The 23,525-nt window shown below is 46.3% G+C and carries 18 protein-coding genes; 12 read left to right on the top strand and 6 right to left on the bottom strand.

Annotated features, from left to right (window positions below):
- Nucleotides 1–66: 66 nt before the first annotated feature.
- A complete protein-coding gene (locus J8Z23_RS02065) occupies nucleotides 67–1,287 on the bottom strand; it encodes a multifunctional CCA addition/repair protein (protein ID WP_434634717.1) in 1,221 nt (406 codons plus the stop codon).
- Nucleotides 1,288–1,425: 138 nt separating this feature from the next.
- Here J8Z23_RS02065 and J8Z23_RS02070 point away from each other — a divergent pair, with 138 nt between their 5' ends.
- The 3 genes from J8Z23_RS02070 to ggt all read left to right on the top strand — a co-directional run bounded on the left by J8Z23_RS02070 (nucleotide 1,426) and on the right by ggt (nucleotide 5,735).
- Entirely contained in the window at nucleotides 1,426–3,042 is a 1,617-nt protein-coding gene (locus J8Z23_RS02070; protein WP_005395952.1) for an ExeA family protein, read from the top strand.
- Nucleotides 3,042–3,725 carry a general secretion pathway protein GspB gene (locus tag J8Z23_RS02075; RefSeq protein WP_005395951.1) on the top strand — a complete coding sequence of 228 codons (684 nt, stop codon included), beginning with the start codon at nucleotides 3,042–3,044 and terminating at the stop codon, nucleotides 3,723–3,725. Before J8Z23_RS02070 ends, J8Z23_RS02075 begins: the two co-directional genes overlap by 1 nt.
- A 279-nt stretch (nucleotides 3,726–4,004) precedes the next feature.
- Nucleotides 4,005–5,735 carry a gamma-glutamyltransferase gene (ggt, locus tag J8Z23_RS02080; protein WP_434634721.1) on the top strand — a complete coding sequence of 577 codons (1,731 nt, stop codon included), beginning with the start codon at nucleotides 4,005–4,007 and terminating at the stop codon, nucleotides 5,733–5,735.
- 91 nt (nucleotides 5,736–5,826) lie between these two features.
- On the opposite strand, the gene J8Z23_RS02085 is transcribed toward ggt, so the two are convergent.
- The 3 genes from J8Z23_RS02085 to J8Z23_RS02095 all read right to left on the bottom strand — a co-directional run bounded on the left by J8Z23_RS02085 (nucleotide 5,827) and on the right by J8Z23_RS02095 (nucleotide 8,688).
- Nucleotides 5,827–6,438 carry a TIGR04211 family SH3 domain-containing protein gene (locus tag J8Z23_RS02085; protein ID WP_434634724.1) on the bottom strand — a complete coding sequence of 204 codons (612 nt, stop codon included), beginning with the start codon at nucleotides 6,436–6,438 and terminating at the stop codon, nucleotides 5,827–5,829.
- A gap of 178 nt (nucleotides 6,439–6,616) precedes the next feature.
- Complete coding sequence (locus J8Z23_RS02090) at nucleotides 6,617–7,876, bottom strand: inorganic phosphate transporter (protein WP_005395948.1); 1,260 nt, start codon at nucleotides 7,874–7,876, stop codon at nucleotides 6,617–6,619.
- A gap of 131 nt (nucleotides 7,877–8,007) precedes the next feature.
- On the bottom strand, nucleotides 8,008–8,688 hold the full coding sequence (locus J8Z23_RS02095; protein WP_031780508.1) for a TIGR00153 family protein: 681 nt from the start codon (nucleotides 8,686–8,688) through the stop codon (nucleotides 8,008–8,010).
- Nucleotides 8,689–8,900: 212 nt separating this feature from the next.
- Here J8Z23_RS02095 and J8Z23_RS02100 point away from each other — a divergent pair, with 212 nt between their 5' ends.
- Nucleotides 8,901–10,433, top strand: a complete 1,533-nt coding sequence (locus J8Z23_RS02100) for a CYTH domain-containing protein (RefSeq protein ID WP_434634727.1) — start codon at nucleotides 8,901–8,903, stop codon at nucleotides 10,431–10,433.
- Between the two features lie 40 nt (nucleotides 10,434–10,473).
- Here the strand turns inward: J8Z23_RS02100 and J8Z23_RS02105 are convergent, their stop codons facing one another.
- Nucleotides 10,474–11,247, bottom strand: coding sequence for a potassium channel family protein (locus tag J8Z23_RS02105; RefSeq protein ID WP_182036187.1), 774 nt, complete (start codon nucleotides 11,245–11,247; stop codon nucleotides 10,474–10,476).
- 105 nt (nucleotides 11,248–11,352) lie between these two features.
- Between J8Z23_RS02105 and J8Z23_RS02110 the strand changes: the two genes are divergently transcribed.
- From J8Z23_RS02110 to hldE, 3 genes are all read left to right on the top strand, one after another.
- Nucleotides 11,353–12,609 (top strand): methyl-accepting chemotaxis protein, encoded by a 1,257-nt coding sequence (locus J8Z23_RS02110; protein WP_005395942.1) that lies wholly within the window; start codon nucleotides 11,353–11,355, stop codon nucleotides 12,607–12,609.
- A 113-nt stretch (nucleotides 12,610–12,722) separates the two neighbouring features.
- Nucleotides 12,723–15,566, top strand: a complete 2,844-nt coding sequence (gene glnE / locus J8Z23_RS02115; RefSeq protein ID WP_434634731.1) for a bifunctional [glutamate--ammonia ligase]-adenylyl-L-tyrosine phosphorylase/[glutamate--ammonia-ligase] adenylyltransferase — start codon at nucleotides 12,723–12,725, stop codon at nucleotides 15,564–15,566.
- A 67-nt stretch (nucleotides 15,567–15,633) separates the two neighbouring features.
- A complete protein-coding gene (gene hldE / locus J8Z23_RS02120) occupies nucleotides 15,634–17,064 on the top strand; it encodes a bifunctional D-glycero-beta-D-manno-heptose-7-phosphate kinase/D-glycero-beta-D-manno-heptose 1-phosphate adenylyltransferase HldE (RefSeq protein ID WP_258693414.1) in 1,431 nt (476 codons plus the stop codon).
- Between the two features lie 178 nt (nucleotides 17,065–17,242).
- Here hldE and tolC read toward each other — a convergent pair whose 3' ends face one another.
- Nucleotides 17,243–18,571, bottom strand: a complete 1,329-nt coding sequence (gene tolC, locus J8Z23_RS02125; protein WP_012842165.1) for an outer membrane channel protein TolC — start codon at nucleotides 18,569–18,571, stop codon at nucleotides 17,243–17,245.
- Between the two features lie 229 nt (nucleotides 18,572–18,800).
- Here tolC and nudF point away from each other — a divergent pair, with 229 nt between their 5' ends.
- The 5 genes from nudF to parE all read left to right on the top strand — a co-directional run bounded on the left by nudF (nucleotide 18,801) and on the right by parE (nucleotide 23,524).
- Nucleotides 18,801–19,451, top strand: coding sequence for an ADP-ribose diphosphatase (gene nudF / locus J8Z23_RS02130; protein WP_012842164.1), 651 nt, complete (start codon nucleotides 18,801–18,803; stop codon nucleotides 19,449–19,451).
- Nucleotides 19,451–19,894 carry a DUF1249 family protein gene (locus tag J8Z23_RS02135; protein WP_005395930.1) on the top strand — a complete coding sequence of 148 codons (444 nt, stop codon included), beginning with the start codon at nucleotides 19,451–19,453 and terminating at the stop codon, nucleotides 19,892–19,894. The genes nudF and J8Z23_RS02135 overlap by 1 nt, the downstream gene beginning before the upstream one ends.
- 61 nt (nucleotides 19,895–19,955) lie before the next feature.
- Complete coding sequence (gene cpdA, locus J8Z23_RS02140; protein ID WP_005395929.1) at nucleotides 19,956–20,762, top strand: 3',5'-cyclic-AMP phosphodiesterase; 807 nt, start codon at nucleotides 19,956–19,958, stop codon at nucleotides 20,760–20,762.
- A 47-nt stretch (nucleotides 20,763–20,809) separates the two neighbouring features.
- Entirely contained in the window at nucleotides 20,810–21,394 is a 585-nt protein-coding gene (gene yqiA, locus J8Z23_RS02145; RefSeq protein ID WP_053808564.1) for an esterase YqiA, read from the top strand.
- A gap of 249 nt (nucleotides 21,395–21,643) precedes the next feature.
- The gene (gene parE / locus J8Z23_RS02150) at nucleotides 21,644–23,524 is read left to right on the top strand and encodes a DNA topoisomerase IV subunit B (RefSeq protein ID WP_006743361.1); all 1,881 of its coding nucleotides are present in this window, start codon (nucleotides 21,644–21,646) and stop codon (nucleotides 23,522–23,524) included.
- Nucleotide 23,525 lies beyond the last annotated feature (1 nt).

A 23,525-nucleotide genomic window follows, 5' to 3' on the forward strand; every position in this document is an offset into this window, starting at 1 on the left:
GTCTCGCTAAGGCTTGCTGGAATGACCTGGCATGAATACAATTCGGTTAATTAATCTGAGCTCAGATCATTTATTCAAAGCGACTCTTACCGCTTCAATCCGTCTCTTTTCTTGTTCATCACGTATTGCCGGGCCTTTAAATCCATCCTTAATGATGCTCTGAACATCTACGGCGGCTGCGGCTTGATAAGCGTGGGTAAAAATCTCAGCTTGAGGATAAGGCTTCTCTTCTAACCCTTTTCGACCTGCATGGTCAGCCTGACAGCATATTAAAATATCTTCTAAGCGTTCAGCTTTGCGCCACACATCGAATTTGTTGAGTATTTTTATGATGGTTTGCGGCTTTAACTCTGCTGCGCGATGGATATTGGAGTGCTGTTCGCACACCATCAAGGCTAAATCACGAAACTCATTCGGCACCCGGACACGCTCGCACAGCTTTTTGATCAGTTTTAACCCTGTATGACAATGCATTTTGTGGCTTGGCCATTCGCTCTCTGGTGTCACCCCTTTGCCCAAATCATGCACTTGGGCGGCAAATCTGACGGGGAGTGAGTCACTCAGTCTTGCAGCTTGCTTTGCTACCATCAAAGTATGGATGCCCGTATCGATTTCTGGATGCCATTTTTCTGGTTGAGGTACGCCAAATAGTGCATCAATTTCAGGTAAAACAACGGCCAATGCACCACAATCTCTTAGAATCGATAAGAAGATATCAGGGCGAGGGGTGGAGAGGGACTTATGCCATTCTTGCCAAACACGCTCGGGAGTCAGTGTGCTCAGCTCCCCAGACTCTGCCATGTGGCGCATTAAGCGCATGGTTTCGTCGGCAACCGTAAAGTTTAGATCAGCAAGCTTTGCTGCGAAGCGAGCGACACGTAAAACGCGTAGAGGGTCTTCGACAAAGGCGTCTGAGACATGGCGTAGCAGTTTATCGTTGAGATCTTTCTGGCCGCCGTAAGGATCATGGAGCTTACCTGCATCATCCATTGCCATTGCATTAATGGTTAAATCACGACGAATTAAATCTTCTTCTAAGGTGACACTTTGATCAAAGAAACACTCAAAGCCAGTGTAACCAGAGCCTGATTTTCTTTCTGTTCGCGCAAGTGCATGTTCTTCTTTGCTTTTGGGGTGCAAAAATACAGGAAAGTCTTTACCAACGGCGGTGTACCCTTGGGACAGCATCGTCTCGGGAGTCGCACCTACGACCACCCAGTCGTTGTCATAACTATCAATTCCGAGCAATTTATCTCGAACTGCGCCACCTACTAAATAAACTTGCACGAATTACCTCTTAATTTATTGATATGCCGTTGGACATTGTAGCAAGCAATGGTACTTTTCTTTACTCCCGAGAGTAGATGCAGCTATGTTTATATTATATCTGACTATTCCCTGGTGGTTTTTTAGCTGGAGAGCCTAATGTATAAGGACTTTTTTGGGTTTGTAGAACAACCATTTTCGATTGTTCCAAACTCGCGTTATTTGTATTTAAGCCAACGTCATAAAGAGGCAATCACACATCTCCAAGCCGGGCTAGGCGATGGCGGTGGTTTTGCTATGCTTACTGGCGAAGTGGGTACAGGCAAAACGACCGTCGCAAAAGCGATGCTGGCGAATTTAGGTGATAACACCAAAGCGGGTCTGATCCTAAATCCCACGTTTTCGAGTCGAGACTTGCTCGAAGCTATTTGCGATGAATTCAAAATTACTTACCCGCCAGATGCAAACCTCAAACAGCTAAACCAAGTGATTCACAAATACTTGCTGCGTAATTATCGTTCAGGCTGGCAGACATTGCTGGTCATTGATGAGGCTCAACACCTTGCTGCCGACGTTTTAGAGCAGTTACGTTTGTTGACCAACTTGGAAACCGATACCAGAAAACTTCTCAAAGTGTTGTTGGTCGGACAGCCTGAATTACAGCGGTTATTACAAACGACGCAACTACGCCAGCTTGCTCAGCGGATTACTGGGCGTTATCACTTGTTGCCGTTGGATGAAAAAGAGACAGAAGATTACATCGCGTTTCGATTACATACGGCAGGTGGTGACCAGCAACTGTTTAATCGTGCTTCTTGTAAACTCATTGCCAAATACAGTCACGGCATCCCGCGCTTGATTAATCTTATCTGTGATAAATCTCTCAACATCAGTTATCACCAAGGTAATGTGGTGGTGGATAAGCAAACCGTTCAGCAGGCCTGTGAAGAGGTGATGCAGTTTCAGGCAGATATTTATCAGCAAGATAAAAAAGAGCGCCGTACTTTCCGCTGGCCTGCTTGGGGCTCTGTTACGGTGGGTCTTATTGCTGCATTAGGTACGGGGTGGGCGGTCGTTAATTATATGCCAGCTCAAGCAACGTCAGTGTTGGCGCAAGTGACCGCACCAAGAGAGGAGCCAACGCCAATAGTCGTCAACCAACAATTGACAGATGATCAGCGTGACTTATTGTTAGCACAAAAACAGTCGAATCTCGCCGTGAATGATTTGTATCGTTTGTGGGGTTATCAAGCATCGGTTCGCGACAATCTTTGTTTATCAGAACCCCAATCGACCATGCGTTGTGAGCGTAAAATGGCGACCTGGCCGCTGCTGATGCAACAAAATCGCCCTGTGATTTTGGAGTTGAATTATCAAGGTGATGTTGGGTATGTCATTTTGTACGCCGTCGGTAATGACAAAGTCGAAGTGCTCAATGGCAAGCAGCGTCTGCGTCTGCCTATTTCGTGGCTAAAGCCGATGTGGCAAGGCAATATCATTGAACTGTGGCAAGCGCCGTTGAAAGAGACATTACGTTTAGACATGGAAGGCCCTGCGATCGAAGTATTAGACCGATTATTAGCAGAAGCGGTAAGTGAGCCACTGCTTGAAACGTCTATTTTTGATGGTGCGATGAAAGAGCGAGTCGAGTTATTCCAACGTTGGCAAGGTATCGGGGTCGACGGCATTGCAGGTAAGCGGACGCTAGATCGTCTTCAACAAAACGTGCAGCCAGATGCGCCTCAACTGGCACGAATCGAGAAGGAGGACGCATAATGTCAGCCATGAAACATATTGGTTTGTTCTTGTTGCCGATCACCGTTGCTGCAATCGGAGTTGCTTGGTATTTAGATCTCCTTACGCCTCATGCTGAAGCTAGTACTTCCGCCCCTAAGGCTAAGATGGAAGCGGAACAACCGTTCAAAGCATTGGACTATCCTGAAACTACTCAGTTGGCGCAATTGCCAAGAGAGTGGCCAAGTGCAGAGCTGTCTCGTGATTTTGGTACGTTTGCAACATCTGATGAATACGTGAGTAATACAGCAAACAAAGACGAGATAGAAACATCTGTATCAACTCAAGGCACTTCAGTAGTTGAAGAGGACCTAGGTTTGTCTCTGGATGATCTTGACTTGTCCTCATTATCTCCTGATTTGGCGCGAAAGGTCGAAAATGCGTTATCCCGAGATGATGCGCCTTCACCACAAACGGTGCGCGTGAACGATTTAGAGCGCAACGCTCACCAATGGCAAGGGCGTTTACCTGCGCTCAATTTGCAAACTCACATGTACGCCAGTGATGAAAATCGCCGCTGGGTGAAAATTAACAATGTTGAATATCATCAAGGAGACGTTGTTGATGGGCAGGTCACATTAAGAGAAATACAACCGCAAGCGGTGATTGTCGAGTTCCAAGGTGAGCAAATTCGTATCCCAGCGTTGTATGAGTGGAAAGGGTAGCCGTTTTTTATAGTAAATCATCAAGCCAGCGAGGTCATGTCGCTGGCTTTTTTGTTTCTCATAAGGTCTTTTTTCATCTATTTGAGTGATGATTTTTAGGGACTCACACAAGCTAAATATAGCTTGTGTGAGTCGTTTAAATTACATCAATATCAGTCATGTATTAGTAGAATGACTCCAGTCAGCGTTGTGTAAAAAAACGCCACATTGACGAACTTCGTCATCACGACCTGGTCCACGTTAGACCCCATGAAATAACAGGAGTCTACACAGAGACACATGCGTATTCTGATTTTTTCTTTAAGTGTTGTTGCGTCGTTAAGTTACGCAGCAAAGCCTACCCCTTTCCCTATAACACCAGATAATAACGGACAAGATTTTATGGTCAGCGCGACCAACCTTTACGTGAGCAGCACTGGTTATTCAATATTGAAAGAGGGCGGGAACGCCGTTGATGCCATGGTCGCGATGCAGATGGTGATGTCTGTGGTTGAACCGGATATGACGGGAATTGGCGGCGGTACTTTCGCGCTGTTTTATCAACATGACAAGCAGAAGTTTTTAGCCCTTGATGGGCGAGATGAAGCGCCGTCTAGCGCTCACCCTGAGATGTTTATTGAAAATGGGAAAGCACTCAGCCGCGATGAAATTTTGGGGCCTCGCTCCGTTGCAGTGCCGGGCACCTTACGTCTGCTTTATTCCACTCATGAGCAATACGGCAAATTACCATGGTCTGAGTTGGTTCAACCTGCGATTAAGCTCGCGCGTGATGGGTACGCGATGAATAGCTATACCTATGATATCGTCGTGCGAGAGCAAACGCGTTTGGCTCGCGACCCAGAAATTAAAGCCTTGTATTGGCAAGATGATGAAGTGAAGCCAACAGGGACGTTAATTAAGAACCCTAAAATGGCTGAGACGCTAGAGAAAATAGCTCAGCAAGGCGATCGCTATTTGTATGGTGGTGCACTTGGTCAACATATTGTTGATACGGTGAATAGTCGTATTAACGATCAGCATGAGAAATTGTTGTTAGAGGACTTTAAAAACTATCAGGTGAAATCTCGCGATATTATTGAAAGCGATTATCGAGGCAACAAAATCGTTTCGTTTGGTTACCCGGCCTCTGGCGGTGTGATGGTTGCTCAAAGTCTGAAATTGCTGGAGCCGTACGATATATCTCAGATGGCATTAACTGATGTAGAGCCTTGGCGTTTAATGACCGAGGCGATGCGCTTAGCAAAAGCTGATCGTATTGCGTATGCAGGAGATCCGGATTATGTGGAAGCACCAGTTGAACAATTGTTATCTAAAACCTATTTGGACCAGAGACGTGATTTAATCCCTGATAATGGCACCTCGAAAGAGAATCCAAAAGCCGGACAGATAACGCAAACTCAGTATGCTCAATATCAAGGCTTCGAGAGCAAAGATACAGGGCATATTTCTATCGTTGATAGGGAAGGTAATGCGATTGCTATGACCAGCACCGTTGGCACGGGAATGGGCTCGGGTGTCATGGTTGATGGCGTTATCTTGAATGCACAAATGGCAAACTTTTCACCTCAACCAACGCTTAACGGTAAGCCTACTCAAAACTCGATTGAAGCGGGTAAGCGTCCACGCTCAGCCATTACGCCATTAATGGTGATGGACAGTGATGGCAATCTGCGCTTAGTGGTCGGCTCGCCGGGCAGTTCGCAAATTCCGGGGTATGTACTCAAAACCGTGGTTGGGGTGCTGGATTGGAAGTTATCAGCGCAAGAGGCCATTGACCTACCAAATATCCAGTATGGCACCAAGATAGATCGCACTAAGCCGTATGACCCAACAGGCTTGCTGGTGGAGAAGAAAACCTTCGCAGAAATGTTGGTGCCGGAGTTTATGGCGCTTGGCTACCCAGTACACGTTATTCCAGTAGTAAGTGGTTTGAATGCAATTGAGCTAAAAGATGGCAAGCTTTATGGCGCAACGGATCGTCGTCGAGCGTCTAGTTCAATGGGGGAGTAGTGCAGATTTCCGTAAAACTAAGCAAACAAAAAAGCCAGTCGAATATCGACAGGCTTTTGCATTCTTTTTTATAGATAAAAGGGCGAAGGACTTATGCCCAACCCGCAGGTGAACGTTTTCTACGAGGCATGACATGCGGAAGAATCAAACCAAATAGCAAACCTAAACCTGCAACACCGCCGCCATAAGTGAAGTACTTAAGCAGCATGTCGTCTTTTTGTGTATCCAGTTTAGCGCGCAGCTCTCGGTTTTCTGTTTCAACAGAAGTAAGCTGGTCGCTGATCTCAGAGTATTTATTCTCAAGTTCGGAAATTTGTTGGTTGCGCGTTTCTAGAGAGGTAACAAGGCCGGCTTTCTCTGCATCAGAAGTTTTACGAGCGTTAGCAAGCTGCTCTTTCACTTCTGCTAGCTCTTTCTCAATGCGAGGAAGGCGAATCGCCATGCTTTCTTGGTTTGTCACAAACTTGCTTTGTACCCAACCAGTACGACCGCGGTCATCACGAACTTGCGTATAGCCAGTATCTCGGTTGGTTTTAATCAGTTGTACTTTAGAACCGGCATTAACACTACCAATAATACGGTAGGTGTTATTTGGACCTGAGTGCATAAAAGTGAAGAGGTCATCAGAAATATAACGGTCTGCTGCTAGGGCCGCTGGCGCTGCTAGCAAAGTAAACAAAACCGTGATGATTAGTTTTTTCACAGTAAATCCCTTAACGATTTTTCTTGGAGACAGCGTTGGCACCGAATGATTGGAGCCGGAAATAGACGAATAGTATGCAGTTTCAAACTTCGGTGCAACAAAGAAGGGAGGCAAAGCCTCCCTTTCTGTGCGTTTGAGTCAATAATGACAAAGCGCTTACATTCTATTGACGAGTGTCTTAAGCGAACATCGCTTGAAGTCCGTAGAAGAATACAACGGCCAATAGCGCACCTGCTGGTAGTGTAACGATCCATGATGCCACGATGTTACGAACTACGCCCAGGTTTAGTGCCGCGATACCACGAGCAAAGCCAACACCGAGAACCGCACCAACCAATGTTTGAGTGGTTGAGATTGGCAGACCAGTACCAGAAGCTAGAACAACAGTACAAGCGGTTGCTAGCTGAGCTGCAAAACCACGGCTAGGAGTTAGCTCAGTGATGCCTGTACCAACGGTTGCCATTACTTTGTGACCCAGTGTCGCAAGACCGACCACGATACCAATACCACCAAGAGGTAGAATCCACCAAGCGATGGTGCTTTTCGTGCTGATTTCGCCCATATGTTCAACAGTCGATACTACAGCAGACAGTGGACCAATGGCGTTTGCAACGTCGTTTGAACCGTGTGCAAATGCCATTGCACAAGCGGTGATAACCATCAGAACGCTGAAGATACCTTCCACGCCAGAAAAGCTGCGGTCTTCTTCGCGATTAGCGAATTTTTTCTGGATGTATACGTAGCCGCCAACCATCACGAGTGCTGAAACTGCTGCTGCCCACATCCAAGCTTCGCCATTGGTTAGGTGAAGACCAACGTGTTTTAGACCTTTTTTGATAGTTACAAGTGCAATCACCATTGTTGTGATGAACATGTAAACAGGAACAAAACGTTTGGCGTTGAATAACGGGTTCTCAGTATCAAAAATCAGACGTTGTGCGCTGACAAAGATAACGTAAGCAAAGAAACCTGAAATCACTGGTGTAATAATCCAGCTACCAACAATGCCTTGAACGCTGCCCCAGTCAACCGCTTCAGTACCTACTGATACGCATGCAAAACCAATGATTGCACCGATGATTGAGTGAGTCGTAGATACTGGCCAGCCCATGTAAGAGGCAAGAAGTAACCATGTACCCGCAGCCAAAAGAGCAGACATCATACCGTAGACAAGAACGTCAGGTTGACTAGCAAATAAAGAAGTTTCGATTACACCTTTACGGATAGTGTCGGTTACTTCACCGCCTGCAAGGTAAGCACCTGCAAATTCGAAGATCATCGCAATGATGATAGCTTGTTTTACGGTTAGCGCTTTTGAACCTACTGATGTACCCATCGCATTAGCAACGTCGTTCGCGCCAATACCAATCGCCATCATGAAACCAAAAATCGCTGCAACAATAATCAGGACAGTGCCGTAGTTCGCAAGGATATCCATCGTAATACCTAGTTGTTTTATAACAAGCGGAACAAAATTTTACGCGCGCCAAACCATAAGACGATGAAAATAGTCATCGTCCCTATGACACGTGTTCATTATGCTCTTCGTTATGTCGTTAACTTTATGTTTTAAGATCGAGATAGCATGACTTCCAAACGAGCACCTACGCGCTGCGCTTGGTCGGCAATACCACCTACCCATTCAAGAATCTTGTACAAGAACATGACATCGATAGGGTTCATGTCAGACTCAATCGCCATCAACTGTTGACGAAGTTCAATCTGCATAGCATCGGTATCATCTTCGATGACATCTAATTGATGAATCATTTCAGCGACGAGCGTCACTTCACGACCTTTGAAGCCGGTTTCTAGCAATTCATCAAGTTCATTGATTACCTTTTGCGCCTGATCGGCCGCATCAAGACAACGTTGAACGTAAGCGAGGAAGTTTGGTTGGAGAGCCTCAGGAATGACAAGTTGACGACCATATACACGGCCAGCAATGTCTTTTGCCAGGTTTGCAAGTTTGTCCTGCTGAGTCAGAAGCTCAAGCATGTCAGTACGGTCTACTGGCATGAACAAACCGCGAGGCAGTTTTAGACGGATTTCACGTTTCAGCACGTCCGCTTCTTTCTCTAGGTGAGAAATTTGTGCACGGATTTCAGATGCTTTTTCCCAGTCACCCTTTGAAGATACTTCAAAGAATTTCACCAAGTGTGAACAACATTCGTTGACACACACAACGTGGCGTTGCAAAGGCTTAATTGGGGACTTTGCAAATAACCCCATAATTGTATTTACTGGCATGGTCATTCAACCTAATAACTATAACCTTAAAAAAACATACACCATTTCTGAGTGCTTGGCGAAATGTTGAACGATGGCTATAAAGGCGCGCATGGTAACGCATTAAATCGCTCATTAAAACTGTTTTAGATCATCATTCCGGCGATATTTCTCTCTTGCCGTGCGAGAAATTACGCAATATCCTGTTTCTATCTGCTTTGAAAGGTATAGCTATGGAAACCGAAATAGAACTGAAGTTTTTTGTTTCTCCTGAATTTTCAGAAACTTTAAAAGAAAAAATTTCTGAGACAAAAGTACTTCAGCATAGTTGTCGTGACTTGGGTAACACCTACTTTGATACCGCCGATAAATGGCTGAGAAAGCACGACATTGGTTTAAGAATTCGCCGTTTTGATGATGTATTCGTCCAAACCGTAAAGACAGCAGGACGCGTCGTCGCAGGCTTACATCAAAGACCAGAATACAATGCTGAGCACACTAGCGACGAGCCTAATCTGTCGCTTCATCCTGTAGACATTTGGCCGCCAGGTAAAGAGGCAGCAACGCTGCAATCTGAGCTTATGCCGTTATTCTCGACCAACTTCACACGTGAACAGTGGCTGATTGGCATGCCAGACGGTAGCCAAATAGAAGTGGCGTTTGACCAAGGTACGGTCGTCGCCAAAGGTGAAGATGGGGAAGAGAAACAAGAACCGATTTGCGAAGTTGAACTGGAACTTAAATCGGGCCAAACCGATGCCCTATTTACACTAGCACGTAGCTTTTGCGAGCAAGGTGGCATGCGTTTGGGTAACTTGAGTAAAGCGGCGAAAGGCTATCGACTTGCAAGTGGCTATGCAGGTGATGAAGTAAAATCGTTGGCGCTTGTGGACAGTAGCCCGACGGATACCGTTGAATACTGCTTGATCAACTCTTTAGAACACGCCCTATCTCACTGGCATTATCACGAGCAAATTTATGCTGAGCGTGACAATGTGGAAGCGCTACGTGAAATCAGCAATGCCATTCGTTTTATTCGTCAAACATTGACCATTTTTGGTGGTGTTGTCCCTCGTCGCGCGAGTGCGATTCTGCGCCAAGAGCTTAAATGGTTGGAAGAAGAACTGAGTTGGTTGGATGAGCATGCACACCTTGAAGAGCTCTTAGATGACAAAGGCAATGTGCTGCGTAAGTTGGATGCGCGTAAGTTCTTAGTATCTGAGTTGACTCAGCAGTTACAAGAGCTGCCAAGCCGTGAAGAAGTGCTAGGGTTGCTCAATTCCGCGCGTTACACCGGGTTATTGCTGGATCTTAGTCGCTGGATCTTAGCGCGTGGCTGGCAGCCGTTTCTTGATGAAAAAGCGCGCGAAAAAATGGCAAGTAATATCATGCCGTTTTCAGTCACTCAGCTCGATCGCACTTGGGCAGAACTAATGGAAGCTTTCCCAGCAGAGCGCGACCTGACGGCGCAAGAGTATGTTGATCAGCGCTATCGCTTGCTGCGTAACCTCTATACCGGTATTGGTTTCGCGAGTCTATATAACTCGGATGAGCGTAACAGCTTCCGTTTGCCATGGGCGGATCTGGTGCATGGTATTGATGATCTGCTAATGCTGAACCACTTACTTCCGTTGGTTGATATGTTGGAAGACGCAGAAAAAGAGCAGTTAGAACGCTGGTTGCACCGTCAAGAGCGTTCAATTTTGCATGCAATGGATCAAACCCGAGCGATCAGTGTAGAAGTTCAGCCTTATTGGCGTGAATGATCACCTTGAGTACCTGTACAAAAAATAGGACCGCATGGTCCTATTTTTTTGTCTTTGTTTTGCTTTGTTGCAGCTCTTGTTCTATGAAGTCGAGTCGTTCTAGTATTTGCGCTTGTTGGCTTAGGAGCTGCTCGAGCATACGTTCTTTATTGATTGAGCTGTGCGTCTGTTGTTTCGTCGGGGCGGTAAGAATAGAGGTGATAAGACCCGAAATCATACCAAAGATCCCCACACCACAAACAATGATGATGACGGCTAAAAACTTTCCTACTGAGGTCACCGGGTAATGATCGCCGTAACCAACGGTTGAGATCGTTACGAATACCCACCACAAAGCATCGGCGCCAGTGCGAATATTTGCTTCTGGGTTTTTCGCTTCGATAAACAGCATGGCACTAGAACCGAGCGTAATGAGGATCACCATCAACAGTAATATTGAGGCGACCGTGGTTTCGCGGCGGTTCTCTTTGAGCTGATGCAAAATGAACTTCGACGAGCGCAGTACTAATACCACTCGAAGAATATGAAAGATACGAGCAAAGCGCAGTGGCTCTATTAATGGGATGCTCGCCACGAAATCTATCCAATGGCGTTTAAGAAATAACCACCGATCTGTGGACCGGATCAAATCAATGGTGAGCTGTAATAGAAAAATACTACAGATTATGAAATCCAGACCGATAAGAACTTGACGGGTTTCGTGATCGATCGGGAAAAACAACAAGCCAGAGATCACAAATAGTGCCATAAAAGACAATATTAGTGACAACAGGCCCATCGGTCGTGTGCTGTCTTTGATATCATTGTTTTTCATACGAAGCTCGAAATAAATCGCGTAACCACGCTAAACGCGAACATAACTATAAGTAATATAAAGATTATAGATAAAGACTATATAAGACTCGGTGGAGAACTGACAATGGAAAAGCTGGCATTTAAGCCATGGGAAAGGGTCATATCCGACATTCGACTGGTTCCTAAAATGGTCATGTTGATGGTCTTCAGTACTGTCCTGATAGTGGCAAAACAACTGTGGGACGCGAACACCTTTTACGATTCACTTTTAGCGGCGACACAAAACGCGCAAGTTGCCCAACAGCATTACGAAGCATACTTAACGCAAGTTGCTTGGCAAACCGCCTTATTGATTGTGGTTTTTGTCGTGCTCTTATTAGCGGCGGCTAGAGTGATGCTGCGTCAAACGCAGTATCTGAGCGACGCAATCAAACTGATGGCGAGCAAGAACCTCTCCGTGCCATTTGGTATGGATTGTAAAGATGAATACGGAGACGTGGCACGTGAATTAGAAAAGACACGTCGCCAATTGCACGATGTGATTCAAATGCAAATTAATGCTTCTGATGAGTTATCCACACTCACGGAAGTGATGACGCTGAGCATGTCGGAAACGAAGGAGTCGGCGCAAGAAGAGTTTAACGAAATTGATCAACTTGCGACGGCCATGAGTGAAATGTCGTCGACGGTACAAACCGTCGCGGAACATGCCCAGACGGCGTCTTCTCTTACAGAGCAAGCTTCCGCACAAGCGATTTCTGGTCAACAGTTCTTGCAAAGTACGATGGCGAAAATGAGTGAACTCTCGTCGGACATCGCTTCATCGGCACAGGCGGTTAACCAGGTCGAAGAACGTGTTGAATCCATTGGTAGTGTTGTGGGTACGATTCAAGGTATCTCTGAACAAACTAACCTGCTTGCACTGAATGCGGCTATTGAAGCTGCGCGAGCTGGCGAGGCGGGTCGTGGTTTTGCGGTGGTTGCAGATGAAGTTCGTAACCTTGCACAGCGTACACAACAAGCGACGGTAGAAATTCAAGAGATGATTGCTCAGCTGCAAACCAGTGCAGAATCTGCTGTAGAACTCATGGAGAAAAGCGTAGTGGAAGCGGCCGATGGAAACGAGCTGGTTTCTAATGCTGGATCTGAGCTCGATGGTATTGTTGGGCAAGTGACGCAAATCAATGACATGAACTTCCAAATCGCGACGGCGTCTGGTCAGCAAAGCAGTGTTGCAGAAGAGATGAGTCAAAACCTCACCAATGTACGTGAGCTGGTGGAAGCCTCGGTTGTGGTTGTGACAGAGCTGCTAGAAACTTCTGAAATGATGCAAAATAATGCTGGCGAGTTAGATAAGAAGATCAAATCTTTCCAAGTTTAATATTCCATCCAGAACTTTTGATAAAACGCCCACAAACCTTTTGTGGGCGTTTTTATTTGCTTTAAGTCTGGTATAAAGAATGAGTTACCGTGCTTTTCAAACAAGGAAGAAAAATGCAGCTGCCTTCGCCACTGATTTCTATCGCTGAATCTGCCGTACAAAATGCTCAAGAGGCAGGTTATTTTCCCCTTTGGCCAGATGAGATTGCGCAGCAATTTCGCTATGTGGCGGGCTTAAGCCAGTTTATTACCGAAGCCATTCATCGCGATGAAATTTTAGCCCGTGAGTTGCCAAGCATGTTAGCGCAACCAAGTCGTCAGGAATCTTACCGTTCACGTCTTGCTGCACTGTTGGGACAATGCCCGGATGAGATGTCTGGTCATCGCGTGTTGCGTCAGTTTCGCAACCGAGAAATGGTGTACATTGCGTGGAAGGATTTCACGCATGCATGGTCGCTAGAAACGTCTTTAAGCCACTTATCCGAGTTGGCTGAAGCGATGATTTTTGAAACCTATCAATGGCAATATCAAGCGTGTTGTCAGGAGTGGGGAACGCCGACGAGTGAGGAAGGTGAAGTTCAGCCGATGTTGATTATCGGCATGGGGAAACTGGGTGGTGGCGAGTTAAACTTTTCTTCCGATATCGATCTAATTTTCACGTATCCAGAAAACGGTGAGACACAAGGCGCGCGCCGCAGCATTGCCAATGCCCAGTTCTTTACTCGTCTTGGTCAACGCATCATCAAAGCGCTCGACCAACAAACCTTCGATGGTTTTTGCTACCGCGTCGACATGCGACTGCGTCCATTTGGAGAAAGTGGTCCATTAGTCATGAGCTATGCGGCACTAGAGGATTACTATCAAGAACAGGGACGTGACTGGGAGCGTTACGCGATGATCAAAGCTCGAGTGATGGGGTGCGAAATGTACCCGCAATACCAAGAGCTACGCCAAATGCTGCGTCCTTTTGTTTTTCGTCGCTATATTGATTTCAGTGCGATTCAGTCTTTGCGTCGGATGAAATCGATGATCAGTAGTGAGGTTCGCCGCCGAGGTTTGAACAACAACATTAAGTTAGGCGCAGGTGGCATCCGAGAAATTGAATTTATCGCCCAAGTTTTTCAATTAATTCGAGGGGGGCGCGAGCCTTCTCTTCGTAATCGAGGGTTGTTGGAAACGCTGCAAGGCATTGAAGAGCTGGCGTTACTCACTTCGCAAGAAGTCAGCAGTCTAGAAGTCGCATACAAGTATTTGCGTCAATTAGAAAACTTGTTGCAAGCGATGGCGGACAAGCAAACCCAGACGCTGCCTGATTGCGAAACCGAACGCTTAAAGCTCGCTACCGCGATGCAAATGACCTCTTGGGACCAACTGATTGAGCAAACTCAGCAGCACATGGCGAATGTCCATCAAGTATTTGAGTCGTTAATTGGTGATGATGAAGAAGACGAGGGTACTACGGTTGCTCGTCATTTTCATGAGTTATGGGATATGGCGAACAAACAAGATGTGCTTGAACATATCTTGCAGCAGGATATTCAGGTTGAAGACTTTGCTTCATGCGCGAAAACCATCATCAACTTTAAAACCGATCTGGCTAAAAAAACGTTAGGACCGCGTGGACGCGAAGTGTTAAACCGTTTGATGCCGAAGGTGTTTGATGCGGTGTTTGCCCACCCTGATGCACAGTTTGGTTTACCGCGAGTGCTGCATTTACTGCACAATATCTGCACTCGTACGACTTATCTGGAGTTATTGGATGAGCATCCAGCGGCTCTAGTACAGCTCGTGCGTTTGTGTACCGCAAGCCCAATGATTTCAGAGCAGCTATCTCGGTATCCGATCTTACTCGATGAGTTGATCGACCCTGCACAGTTGTACAATCCAATCCCATTAGACAGTTACCGCACAGAGCTGCGTGATTATCTGGCCCGTATTCCAGAAGATGATATGGAGCAGCAAATGGAAGCGTTGCGTCAGTTTAAGCAAATCTGCATTTTACGTATTGCGGCGGCGGATATTGCTGGTGCATTGCCGGTGATGAAAGTGAGTGATCACTTAACCTATTTGGCGGAAGCTATCGTTGATGCTGTGGTCAGTCAGGCTTGGTTGCAAGTGTCCGAAAAATACGGCGAGCCAACGCATGTGAAAGATCGTGAAGGGAAGGGTTTTGCCGTCATTGGTTATGGCAAAGTCGGTGGCTGGGAACTCGGCTATAACTCCGACTTGGATATCGTCTTCATGCATGACTGCCCAGTCAATGTCTATACAGATGGAAAAAAGGAAATCGACGGTCGTCAGTTCTACCTTCGCCTAGCGCAGCGCATCATCCATATTTTCTCGACTCGCACCGCTTCCGGCATTTTGTACGAAGTCGATACCCGCTTGCGCCCATCTGGCGCGTCAGGTTTGTTGGTTAGCCCAACCGATGCGTTTGACGATTATCAGCATCAAGAAGCCTGGACATGGGAGCATCAAGCACTTGTGCGCGCGCGCTTGATTTACGGCGATGAACCCCTTGCCATTGCATTTCACAATACGCGACATGATGTGTTGTGCAAAGCGCGCGATCGGGCGGAGCTGAAAAAAGACGTTGTCGAAATGAGAGAGAAAATGCGCGGTCATCTTGGGGGGAAAAAGCCCGGCCGTTTTATGCTCAAGCAAGACGTGGGAGGGATTACAGATATCGAATTTCTCGCTCAGTACTTAGTGCTCAACTATAGTCACGATAAGCCGAAATTAACGCGTTGGTGTGATAATGTGCGCATCTTTGAAACGCTCATTGCACAAAATGTCATGGACGAAGACCAGGCAATGCAGTTGATACGTGCCTACACGACAATGCGAAACGAAATACACCGACGAAATCTACTCAATTTAGATGCTGATGTGGTGGAAGATAAGTTTGTTGCCGAAAGGGAGTGGGTAAAACAGGCTTGGAATCAGTGGTTCAGTTAAGACCATATATTTAGCCTCGATAAGGGCTGTGATAAACTCACTTCGATTTAATTTTTGGAGACCAATAATGAAACCAATTCTACCTGATTACAACAGCGCTGGTGTGCTCATCATCGGTGATGTCATGCTAGATCGTTACTGGTATGGCCCAACCGGACGTATTTCTCCTGAAGCGCCGGTTCCTGTTGTAAAAGTAGAAAACAATGAAGAGCGTCCTGGTGGTGCTGCGAACGTTGCGATGAATATCGCATCATTAGGTGGCCATGCTCACATTGTTGGTCTAACAGGGGAAGATGAGCCTGCAAAAGTGCTGACGGAGACGCTGAGCTCACTCAATGTGAAGTGCGATTTCGTTGCACTGCCTGATTACCCAACGATTACGAAGCTTCGCGTAATGAGCCGTGGACAACAGCTTATTCGTCTCGACTTCGAAGATAAGTTTGAAAACACGGATTCTGCACCTGTGCTATCGCGTATGGATGCCGCTCTGCCAAACGTTAAAGCCGTGATTATGTCTGACTACGCAAAAGGCTCGTTAGAGCATGTTCAGGCATACATCCAAAAAGCGCGCGCAGCAAACATTCCAGTTTTCATTGACCCTAAAGGTGCGGATTTTGAACGCTACCGCGGAGCAACACTCTTAACACCAAACATGAAAGAGTTTGAAGATGTCGTTGGCAAAGTAAAATCAGACCAAGATCTGGTTGAAAAAGCACTTCAGCTTGTTGAAGAGTTTGATTTTGAAGCGCTACTGGTTACGCGTAGTGAAAACGGCATGACGTTGATCCGCCGTGGTCAAGAGCCATTCCACCTTCCGACTCAAGCGAAAGAAGTGTACGACGTGACAGGGGCTGGTGATACGGTGATTTCTGTACTTGCAGCTTCAGTTGCGGCGGGTAAATCCTTCGAAGAAGCGTGTGCACTAGCGAATGCTGCGGCAGGCGTTGTTGTTGGTAAGCTTGGTACCTCGACCTTGTCTGAAATTGAACTAGCAGAAGCGGTACATGGCAGCCAAGACACGGATTACGGTGTGATTTCAGAAAAAGCGCTGATTGAAGCAGTGAAAAAAGCACGTGCACGTGGCGAGAAAGTCGTTATGACAAACGGCTGCTTTGATATTCTTCACGCTGGGCATGTTTCTTACCTCAATCACGCTGCAGAACTTGGTGATCGTCTGATTGTTGCGGTGAATACCGATGAATCAGTGAAGCGTCTTAAAGGGCCTGGTCGTCCTGTGAATCCAACCGATCGCCGCATGGCGGTATTGGCAGGTTTGGGCGCTGTGGATTGGGTTGTACCATTTAGTGAAGATACGCCGCAACGTTTGATCTCGGAAGTTCTGCCAAGCTTGCTAGTAAAAGGTGGTGACTACAAACCAGAAGAGATTGCTGGTGGTAAAGAAGTCATTGCTGCAGGTGGCGAAGTTCGTGTATTGAACTTTGAGGATGGTTGCTCAACCAGTGAAATCATCAATGCAATCAAAGGTGGTAAGGGCTAAGCCTACGATTTGTTGGCATTGAAACGCTATTTGTTTGTAAAAGGTCGCCAAGTGCGGCCTTTTTGATACTTGATGTTCTGAGATACTTTTCGTCTCTTAACTGCAAGCAATAAAAAACGCCAGCTGATAAATCAACTGGCGTTTTTATTTATTGAGAACTGAAGCATTCAGTCAGCAATTATTTTGCTGCTTTCAAACCTGCATCAACGTCTAAGATGTCTTGTTCGCTTAGCGTACCAACGGCTTGGCGTAGCTGAAGAACACTTAAGATGTAGTCGTAACGAGCGTTCGATAGGTTTTTATTCGCATCGTATAGACGACGAGTTGCGTCTAGCACGTCAACGATAGTACGAGTACCCACATCAAAACCTGCTTCTGTTGCTTCTAGTGCAGAGCGCGCAGAAATAACGGCTTGCTCATAAGCACGTAGTGCGCCGATAGAGGCGTTAATGTTGTTGTTTTGTGCGCGAACATCTTTTACTACGCTACGGTATTGTGCTTCAAGATCTTCACTTGCAGCCACGTACGCGTATTCAGCCTGTTTGGTTTGAGAGGTGACGTTACCACCCGTGTATAGCGGCACCGCAAGGTTCACACCGATATTGAAGTTGTCTGTGGTGTTGTCACGAGAGCTATGAGACGTATCACCGTAGTTGTAACCACCGTCTAGAGACAGCGTTGGTAGATGACCAGAACTTGCTAGTGAAATATTGTCACGTGCGATATCTTGAAGAATACGTGAAGATAGCAAGGTCAGGTTTTTGGTTTTTGCTTCGTCAATTAGTGATTCAGCAGGCACGGTCGATGGGCTAGCAGTGAAGCGGCGAGTATCTAAGATGTTGAGATCTTTGTGCTCTTGACCAGTGATTTCACGTAATGACTCGTAGCTGTTAGTTAGTGCGTTTTCTGCTAACACTTCATCCGCCAGTACTTGGTCGTACTGAGCTTGCGCGTCGTGTACGTCAGTGATCGCAGATAAACCTACTTCAAAACGCTGTTTTGTTTGCTCTAGTTGACGACCCACTGCGGCTTTTTCTGCACGGACGAAGACAAGGTTGTCTTGTGCGCGTAGAACTTCAAAATACGCTTGTGAAACACGAAGAATTAGTGCTTGTTGAGTCGCAGCGTAAGTTGCGTCTGCTTGGCGAGCACTTTTCTCGGCGGTATCTAGCGAGATCCAAGATGCGCGGTTGTAAAGTGCTTGTGAAAAGCTAACACCAGCGGTTAGAGCGTTGGCATCGTTTGATACGTCATTGACTAGATTTGAGTCGTATTCAGTATCGCCACGAGTTAAGTTGTAACCTGCTGTTAGGTTAATTTGTGGTAATAGAGCACTACGGCTTGAGGTGATTGCTTCGAAAGCTTGGTCACGTTGTGCTGCTACACTGAGCAATTGTGGATCATTTTGTTTTGCTAAGTCGTAGATTTCAGCCAAAGAGTCTGCGAACGCAGACGTACTCATGCTACCTAGCGCTGCACTGATAAATAGTGGAAGCAATTTTTTCATTTTCTATTCCCGCGGTCAATAGATTGGTTAATTCTCAGTAGTTTAACTCAATTTGCACGATATTTACTCTAAAGTTTGCACTTTTTTACACGTAATTATCCAGTTGTGCAATAAATTTTCACCAAAGACTTAAATTAATTTGTAACTATTGTACAAAAAGTTGAGCCAAGTCCTTTGAGCAAGCGAATAACAATGAGTAAACTACAAGATTCACTCAGAGAGGTGTCGAATGCAACAGTGTGACAAACAACAAAAGGATTTTACTTCGCAAGATGTAAAAGTCATCTCGAAAGAAACCTTATTTGAAGGCTTTTTCAAAATGGTGAAATATCGCTTTCAGCATAAGCTATTTGCTGGAGGTTGGAGCGAGGTTGTCGAACGAGAAATGTTCGAGCGTGGTCATGCTGCAGCGATGCTTCCTTATGATCCAAATACGGATCAAGTGGTTATCATTGAACAGATTCGAGTAGGAGCCTTAGAGCATCAACACCCATGGCAGCTAGAGATTGTCGCGGGTATGATTGACCGTGATGAATCAGCTGAAGCCGTCATTCGCCGAGAAGCTGTCGAAGAGGCGGGGATACAAGTGGGGCGTGTTGCGCCAGTCACCTCTTATTATCCTTCTGCTGGCGGTTGCTCGGAAAAGTTGGACGTATTTGTTGGTGAAGTGGACGCATCTAAAGCGCACGGCATTCATGGTTTAGACTATGAGAATGAAGATATTCGCGTACATGTTTTGAGTCGTGAGCAAGCATATCAATGGGTGAAAGACGGAAAATTTGAAAATGGTGCGTCGATTATTGCGTTGCAATGGTTGCAATTAAACCATCAAGAGTTGAAGTCACAGTGGGGGCAACCCCAAATGGTGGAGAGTAAGTAATGGCACAAGTGGCTGAAAAACAGAGGTATCATGTTGATTTAGCGGGTCTAATGAGAACCTATGAGACCAACTACGCTAAATTGAACGCCTTATTGCCTGCTTCTGCCGAAGTTGGGGATGTACGCTGCTATCAAGCGGCGAACATGGTTTACCAACTGACCGTGAATGAAATCACAAAATACACCACAGTTGTTGAGATATGTCAGAGTGATGAAACGCCAGTGTTTCCTTTACCGACGATGTCTGTCAGGCTTTATCACGATGCGAGAGTAGCCGAAGTATGCTCAAGCGGAGAGTTTTCTCGCATAAAAGCTAAGTATGATTATCCCAACGACCAACTGATGCAGAAAGATGAAAAGCATCAACTAAACACATTCCTTGGTGAATGGCTGACGTTTTGTTTACGAAGTGGTATCAGTAGAACACCACTTGCCTTCAATTGATCGTCACGTCACTAAAGGAAAATAACAAATAACGATATAGTGGACGAATCAGGTTTTCATTTTGCAATCATCTAGTGACAGCATCAAACTTTTACAAATTACGGATACTCATCTGTTTGCTGCCGATGAGGGAAGTTTGCTGAGCGTAAAAACGGCCGATAGCTTTAACGCTGTTGTTGCTGATGTTTTACGCCGCAACGTGACGTTTGATTACATCTTGGCGACAGGGGATATTTCCCAAGACCATAGTGCAGAATCTTACCAGCGCTTTGCCGAAGGCATTGAACCGCTAGAGAAAGACTGCTTTTGGCTGCCTGGTAATCATGACTACAAGCCCAATATGGGCAGTGTATTACCTTCGCAACAAATCAAAGCGGCAGAGCATGTATTGCTTGGCGCGCATTGGCAGTTGGTTCTTTTAGACTCGCAAGTTGTTGGCGTTCCCCACGGACGCTTGAGTGATCAGCAGTTAGCGTTACTCGAAGAAAAGTTAGCAGAACACCCAGAAAGGCACACACTTGTGTTGCTGCATCACCATCCATTATTGGTGGGAAGCGCGTGGCTTGATCAACATACCTTAAAAGATGCCGAAGCGTTCTGGCAGGTTGTCGATCGTTTTGATAACGTGAAAGGCATTCTCTGTGGTCATGTTCATCAAGACATGAATGTGCTTCATAATGGTATTCGAGTGATGGCAACACCCTCGACGTGTGTTCAGTTTAAGCCCAACTCGGATGATTTTGCCCTCGATACGACTTCGCCTGGTTGGCGTGAACTGCAGTTGCACGCTTGTGGTGAGATTACGACCCAAGTGGGCCGACTTCCTGACGGCCAGTTCCAACCAGACTTCTCTTCTAACGGATACTAACGCGCCCGAGCTCTATGTTCGGGCTCGCTTTTTTGTGCGAGATATCTATGAGTAAACCTTCACTTCTTCTGTATATCCATGGTTTTAACAGCTCCCCACTTTCAATGAAAGCCAATGTGATGAGAGCATACTGCGAGCAGCATCGTCCTGATATCAAAGTGATTGTTCCCCAGTTACCTTGTTATCCTCAACAAGCGGCGAAAATGTTGTTGGATATCATCGAACAATATAAAGACGATTATAACATTGGTCTGGTGGGCAGCTCATTAGGCGGCTTTATGTCAACGTGGCTAAATGACAAGTTTGGATTTAAAGCGGTTGTGGTCAACCCCGCGGTTAAGCCCTATGAGTTGTTAGTAGATTATTTGGGTGAGCAAACTAACCCTTATACGCACGAAACCTATACACTTGAAGCTTGTCATATTGACGAGTTAAAAGCTCTTGATGTACAAAGCATCGCGTCGCCACATTCTTTCTGGTTGTTGCAGCAAACAGAAGATGAGGTTTTAGACTATCGACAAGCGGTAGATAAGTTTGCAGACGCTAAGCAAACAGTAGAACAAGGCGGTGATCACAGTTTTGTAGGCTTTGAGCGTTATCCTGCACAGATTATCGAATTTCTAGAACTGTAATTCGAAAGCGATTGGAAAAGGCTCATAGTTTTTATTGATATATCCAACCGTTTCTTGACATGGGCGGTATGCTTTCCGACTATGTTTTGCCAAAAGATCTTAAGGGTCGAGGACCCTGGCTACTTTGTTATGCATCATGTTTACAAGCACTTAGTGATGTGAACAGGGTGGCTTTTTCGTTTCCTGAGTATGGGTTCACCCATTGGTGATATTCAGGCAACAAGTAAACTTTGAGAATAATTCCGTATTATGACTGAACAATATAATGCTGGTGCCATTGAAGTACTGAATGGCTTAGAGCCAGTACGTCGCCGACCAGGGATGTATACGGATACAGCGCGCCCAAACCATTTGGGCCAAGAAGTTATCGACAACAGTGTCGACGAAGCGCTAGCCGGACATGCCTCAAAAGTACAAGTCATCCTACATGCCGACCAATCACTAGAAGTGATCGATGATGGTCGAGGCATGCCTGTTGATATCCACCCTGAAGAGAAAGTGTCAGGCGTAGAGTTAATCCTATGCAAGCTGCACGCAGGTGGTAAGTTCTCTAACAAAAACTACCAATTCTCTGGTGGTTTGCACGGGGTAGGTATTTCGGTAGTAAACGCGTTGTCAAAACGCGTTGAAGTAACCGTTCGTCGTGATGGCCAAGTGTATGAAATTGCATTTGAGCACGGTGATAAAGTCTCTGACCTGACCGTAACCGGCACATGTGGTCGTCGCAATCGCGGTACCAGCGTGCATTTCTGGCCTGATGCGAAGTACTTCGATTCGGCTAACTTCTCTGTTACGCGCCTAGTCAATAATCTGCGCGCAAAAGCGGTTTTGTGTCCGGGTTTAGAAATTACATTAACCGACAAAGTTAATGGTAAAGACTATAAGTGGTACTACGAAGACGGTCTTAAAGACTATCTTGCGGAAGGCGTAAAAGGCTACCCAGTTATTCCTGAAGAACCATTTACTGGTGAGTTCTTGGCGGATACCGAAGCGGCAAACTGGGCGGTAATTTGGCAGCCAGAAGGTGGTGAGATGATCACCGAAAGCTACGTTAACCTGATCCCAACCGCTCAAGGTGGTACGCACGTTAATGGTTTACGCCAAGGCTTGTTAGAAGCGATGCGCGAGTTCTGTGAGTTCCGTAATCTATTACCTCGTGGCGTGAAGCTAACGGGTGATGACGTTTTCGACCGCTGTTCTTACGTGTTGTCGGTTAAAATTCAAGATCCGCAATTTGCAGGCCAGACCAAAGAACGTCTGTCCTCTCGTCAAACCGCGGCATTTGTCTCTGGCGTAGTCAAAGATGCGTTCAGTCTTTGGTTGAACGAAAAGCCTCAGCTAGCAGAGCAATTGGCAGAAGTCTGTATCGCTAACGCGCACCGTCGTATGCGTGCAGCGAAAAAAGTCGTACGTAAGAAAGTGGCGTCCGGCCCGGCACTGCCAGGCAAGTTGACCGACTGTTCAGCACAGGACTTAAGTCGCACTGAAATCTTCTTTGTGGAGGGTGACTCTGCGGGTGGCTCGGCAAAACAGGCTCGTGACCGTGAATTTCAAGCCGTGATGCCACTGCGTGGTAAGATCTTGAACACGTGGGAAGTCTCTGCTGACCAAGTATTAGCATCTCAAGAAGTACACGATATTTCAGTGGCTTTGGGGATTGATCCTGACAGCGATAACCTTGAGGGGTTGCGCTACGGTAAGATCTGTATCCTTGCCGATGCGGACTCGGATGGTCTTCACATCGCAACGCTGCTTTGTGCTCTATTTACTCGTCACTTCCGCGCACTAGTGGAAGCGGGTCATATCTATGTGGCGATGCCGCCTCTGTATCGAATCGACTGCGGGAAAGAAGTGTTCTACGCCCTCGATGACGATGAAAAAGATGGCATTTTAGAGCGCTTGTCGAAGAAGAAAGCCAAAATCAACGTGCAACGATTCAAAGGTCTGGGTGAGATGAACCCACTTCAGTTGCGTGAAACCACCATGGATCCGAACACGCGTCGCTTAGTGCAGCTAACCATTGACGACTCTACGGCGACCATGGAAATGATGGACATGCTGCTGGGCAAAAAGCGTGCAGATGACCGTCGTTCTTGGCTACAAAACAACGGCGACTTGGCAGAGGTGTAAC

Origin of the sequence: Vibrio sp. SCSIO 43086, assembly GCF_051132235.1 — a bacterium.
GTDB lineage: Bacteria > Pseudomonadota > Gammaproteobacteria > Enterobacterales > Vibrionaceae > Vibrio > Vibrio diabolicus.

What these genes read in the sequence shown, in the direction of transcription:
- hldE (WP_258693414.1), top strand. Translation starts at nt 15,634, where the DNA reads ATGAAACCAATTCTACCTGATTACAACAGCGCTGGTGTGCTCATCATC.
- tolC (WP_012842165.1), bottom strand. Translation starts at nt 18,571, where the DNA reads ATGAAAAAATTGCTTCCACTATTTATCAGTGCAGCGCTAGGTAGCATG.
- ggt (WP_434634721.1), top strand. Translation starts at nt 4,005, where the DNA reads ATGCGTATTCTGATTTTTTCTTTAAGTGTTGTTGCGTCGTTAAGTTAC.
- J8Z23_RS02105 (WP_182036187.1), bottom strand. Translation starts at nt 11,247, where the DNA reads ATGAAAAACAATGATATCAAAGACAGCACACGACCGATGGGCCTGTTG.
- yqiA (WP_053808564.1), top strand. Translation starts at nt 20,810, where the DNA reads ATGAGTAAACCTTCACTTCTTCTGTATATCCATGGTTTTAACAGCTCC.
- J8Z23_RS02070 (WP_005395952.1), top strand. Translation starts at nt 1,426, where the DNA reads ATGTATAAGGACTTTTTTGGGTTTGTAGAACAACCATTTTCGATTGTT.
- J8Z23_RS02095 (WP_031780508.1), bottom strand. Translation starts at nt 8,688, where the DNA reads ATGCCAGTAAATACAATTATGGGGTTATTTGCAAAGTCCCCAATTAAG.
- J8Z23_RS02110 (WP_005395942.1), top strand. Translation starts at nt 11,353, where the DNA reads ATGGAAAAGCTGGCATTTAAGCCATGGGAAAGGGTCATATCCGACATT.
- parE (WP_006743361.1), top strand. Translation starts at nt 21,644, where the DNA reads ATGACTGAACAATATAATGCTGGTGCCATTGAAGTACTGAATGGCTTA.
- glnE (WP_434634731.1), top strand. Translation starts at nt 12,723, where the DNA reads ATGCAGCTGCCTTCGCCACTGATTTCTATCGCTGAATCTGCCGTACAA.
- J8Z23_RS02100 (WP_434634727.1), top strand. Translation starts at nt 8,901, where the DNA reads ATGGAAACCGAAATAGAACTGAAGTTTTTTGTTTCTCCTGAATTTTCA.
- nudF (WP_012842164.1), top strand. Translation starts at nt 18,801, where the DNA reads ATGCAACAGTGTGACAAACAACAAAAGGATTTTACTTCGCAAGATGTA.
- J8Z23_RS02075 (WP_005395951.1), top strand. Translation starts at nt 3,042, where the DNA reads ATGTCAGCCATGAAACATATTGGTTTGTTCTTGTTGCCGATCACCGTT.
- J8Z23_RS02090 (WP_005395948.1), bottom strand. Translation starts at nt 7,876, where the DNA reads ATGGATATCCTTGCGAACTACGGCACTGTCCTGATTATTGTTGCAGCG.
- J8Z23_RS02135 (WP_005395930.1), top strand. Translation starts at nt 19,451, where the DNA reads ATGGCACAAGTGGCTGAAAAACAGAGGTATCATGTTGATTTAGCGGGT.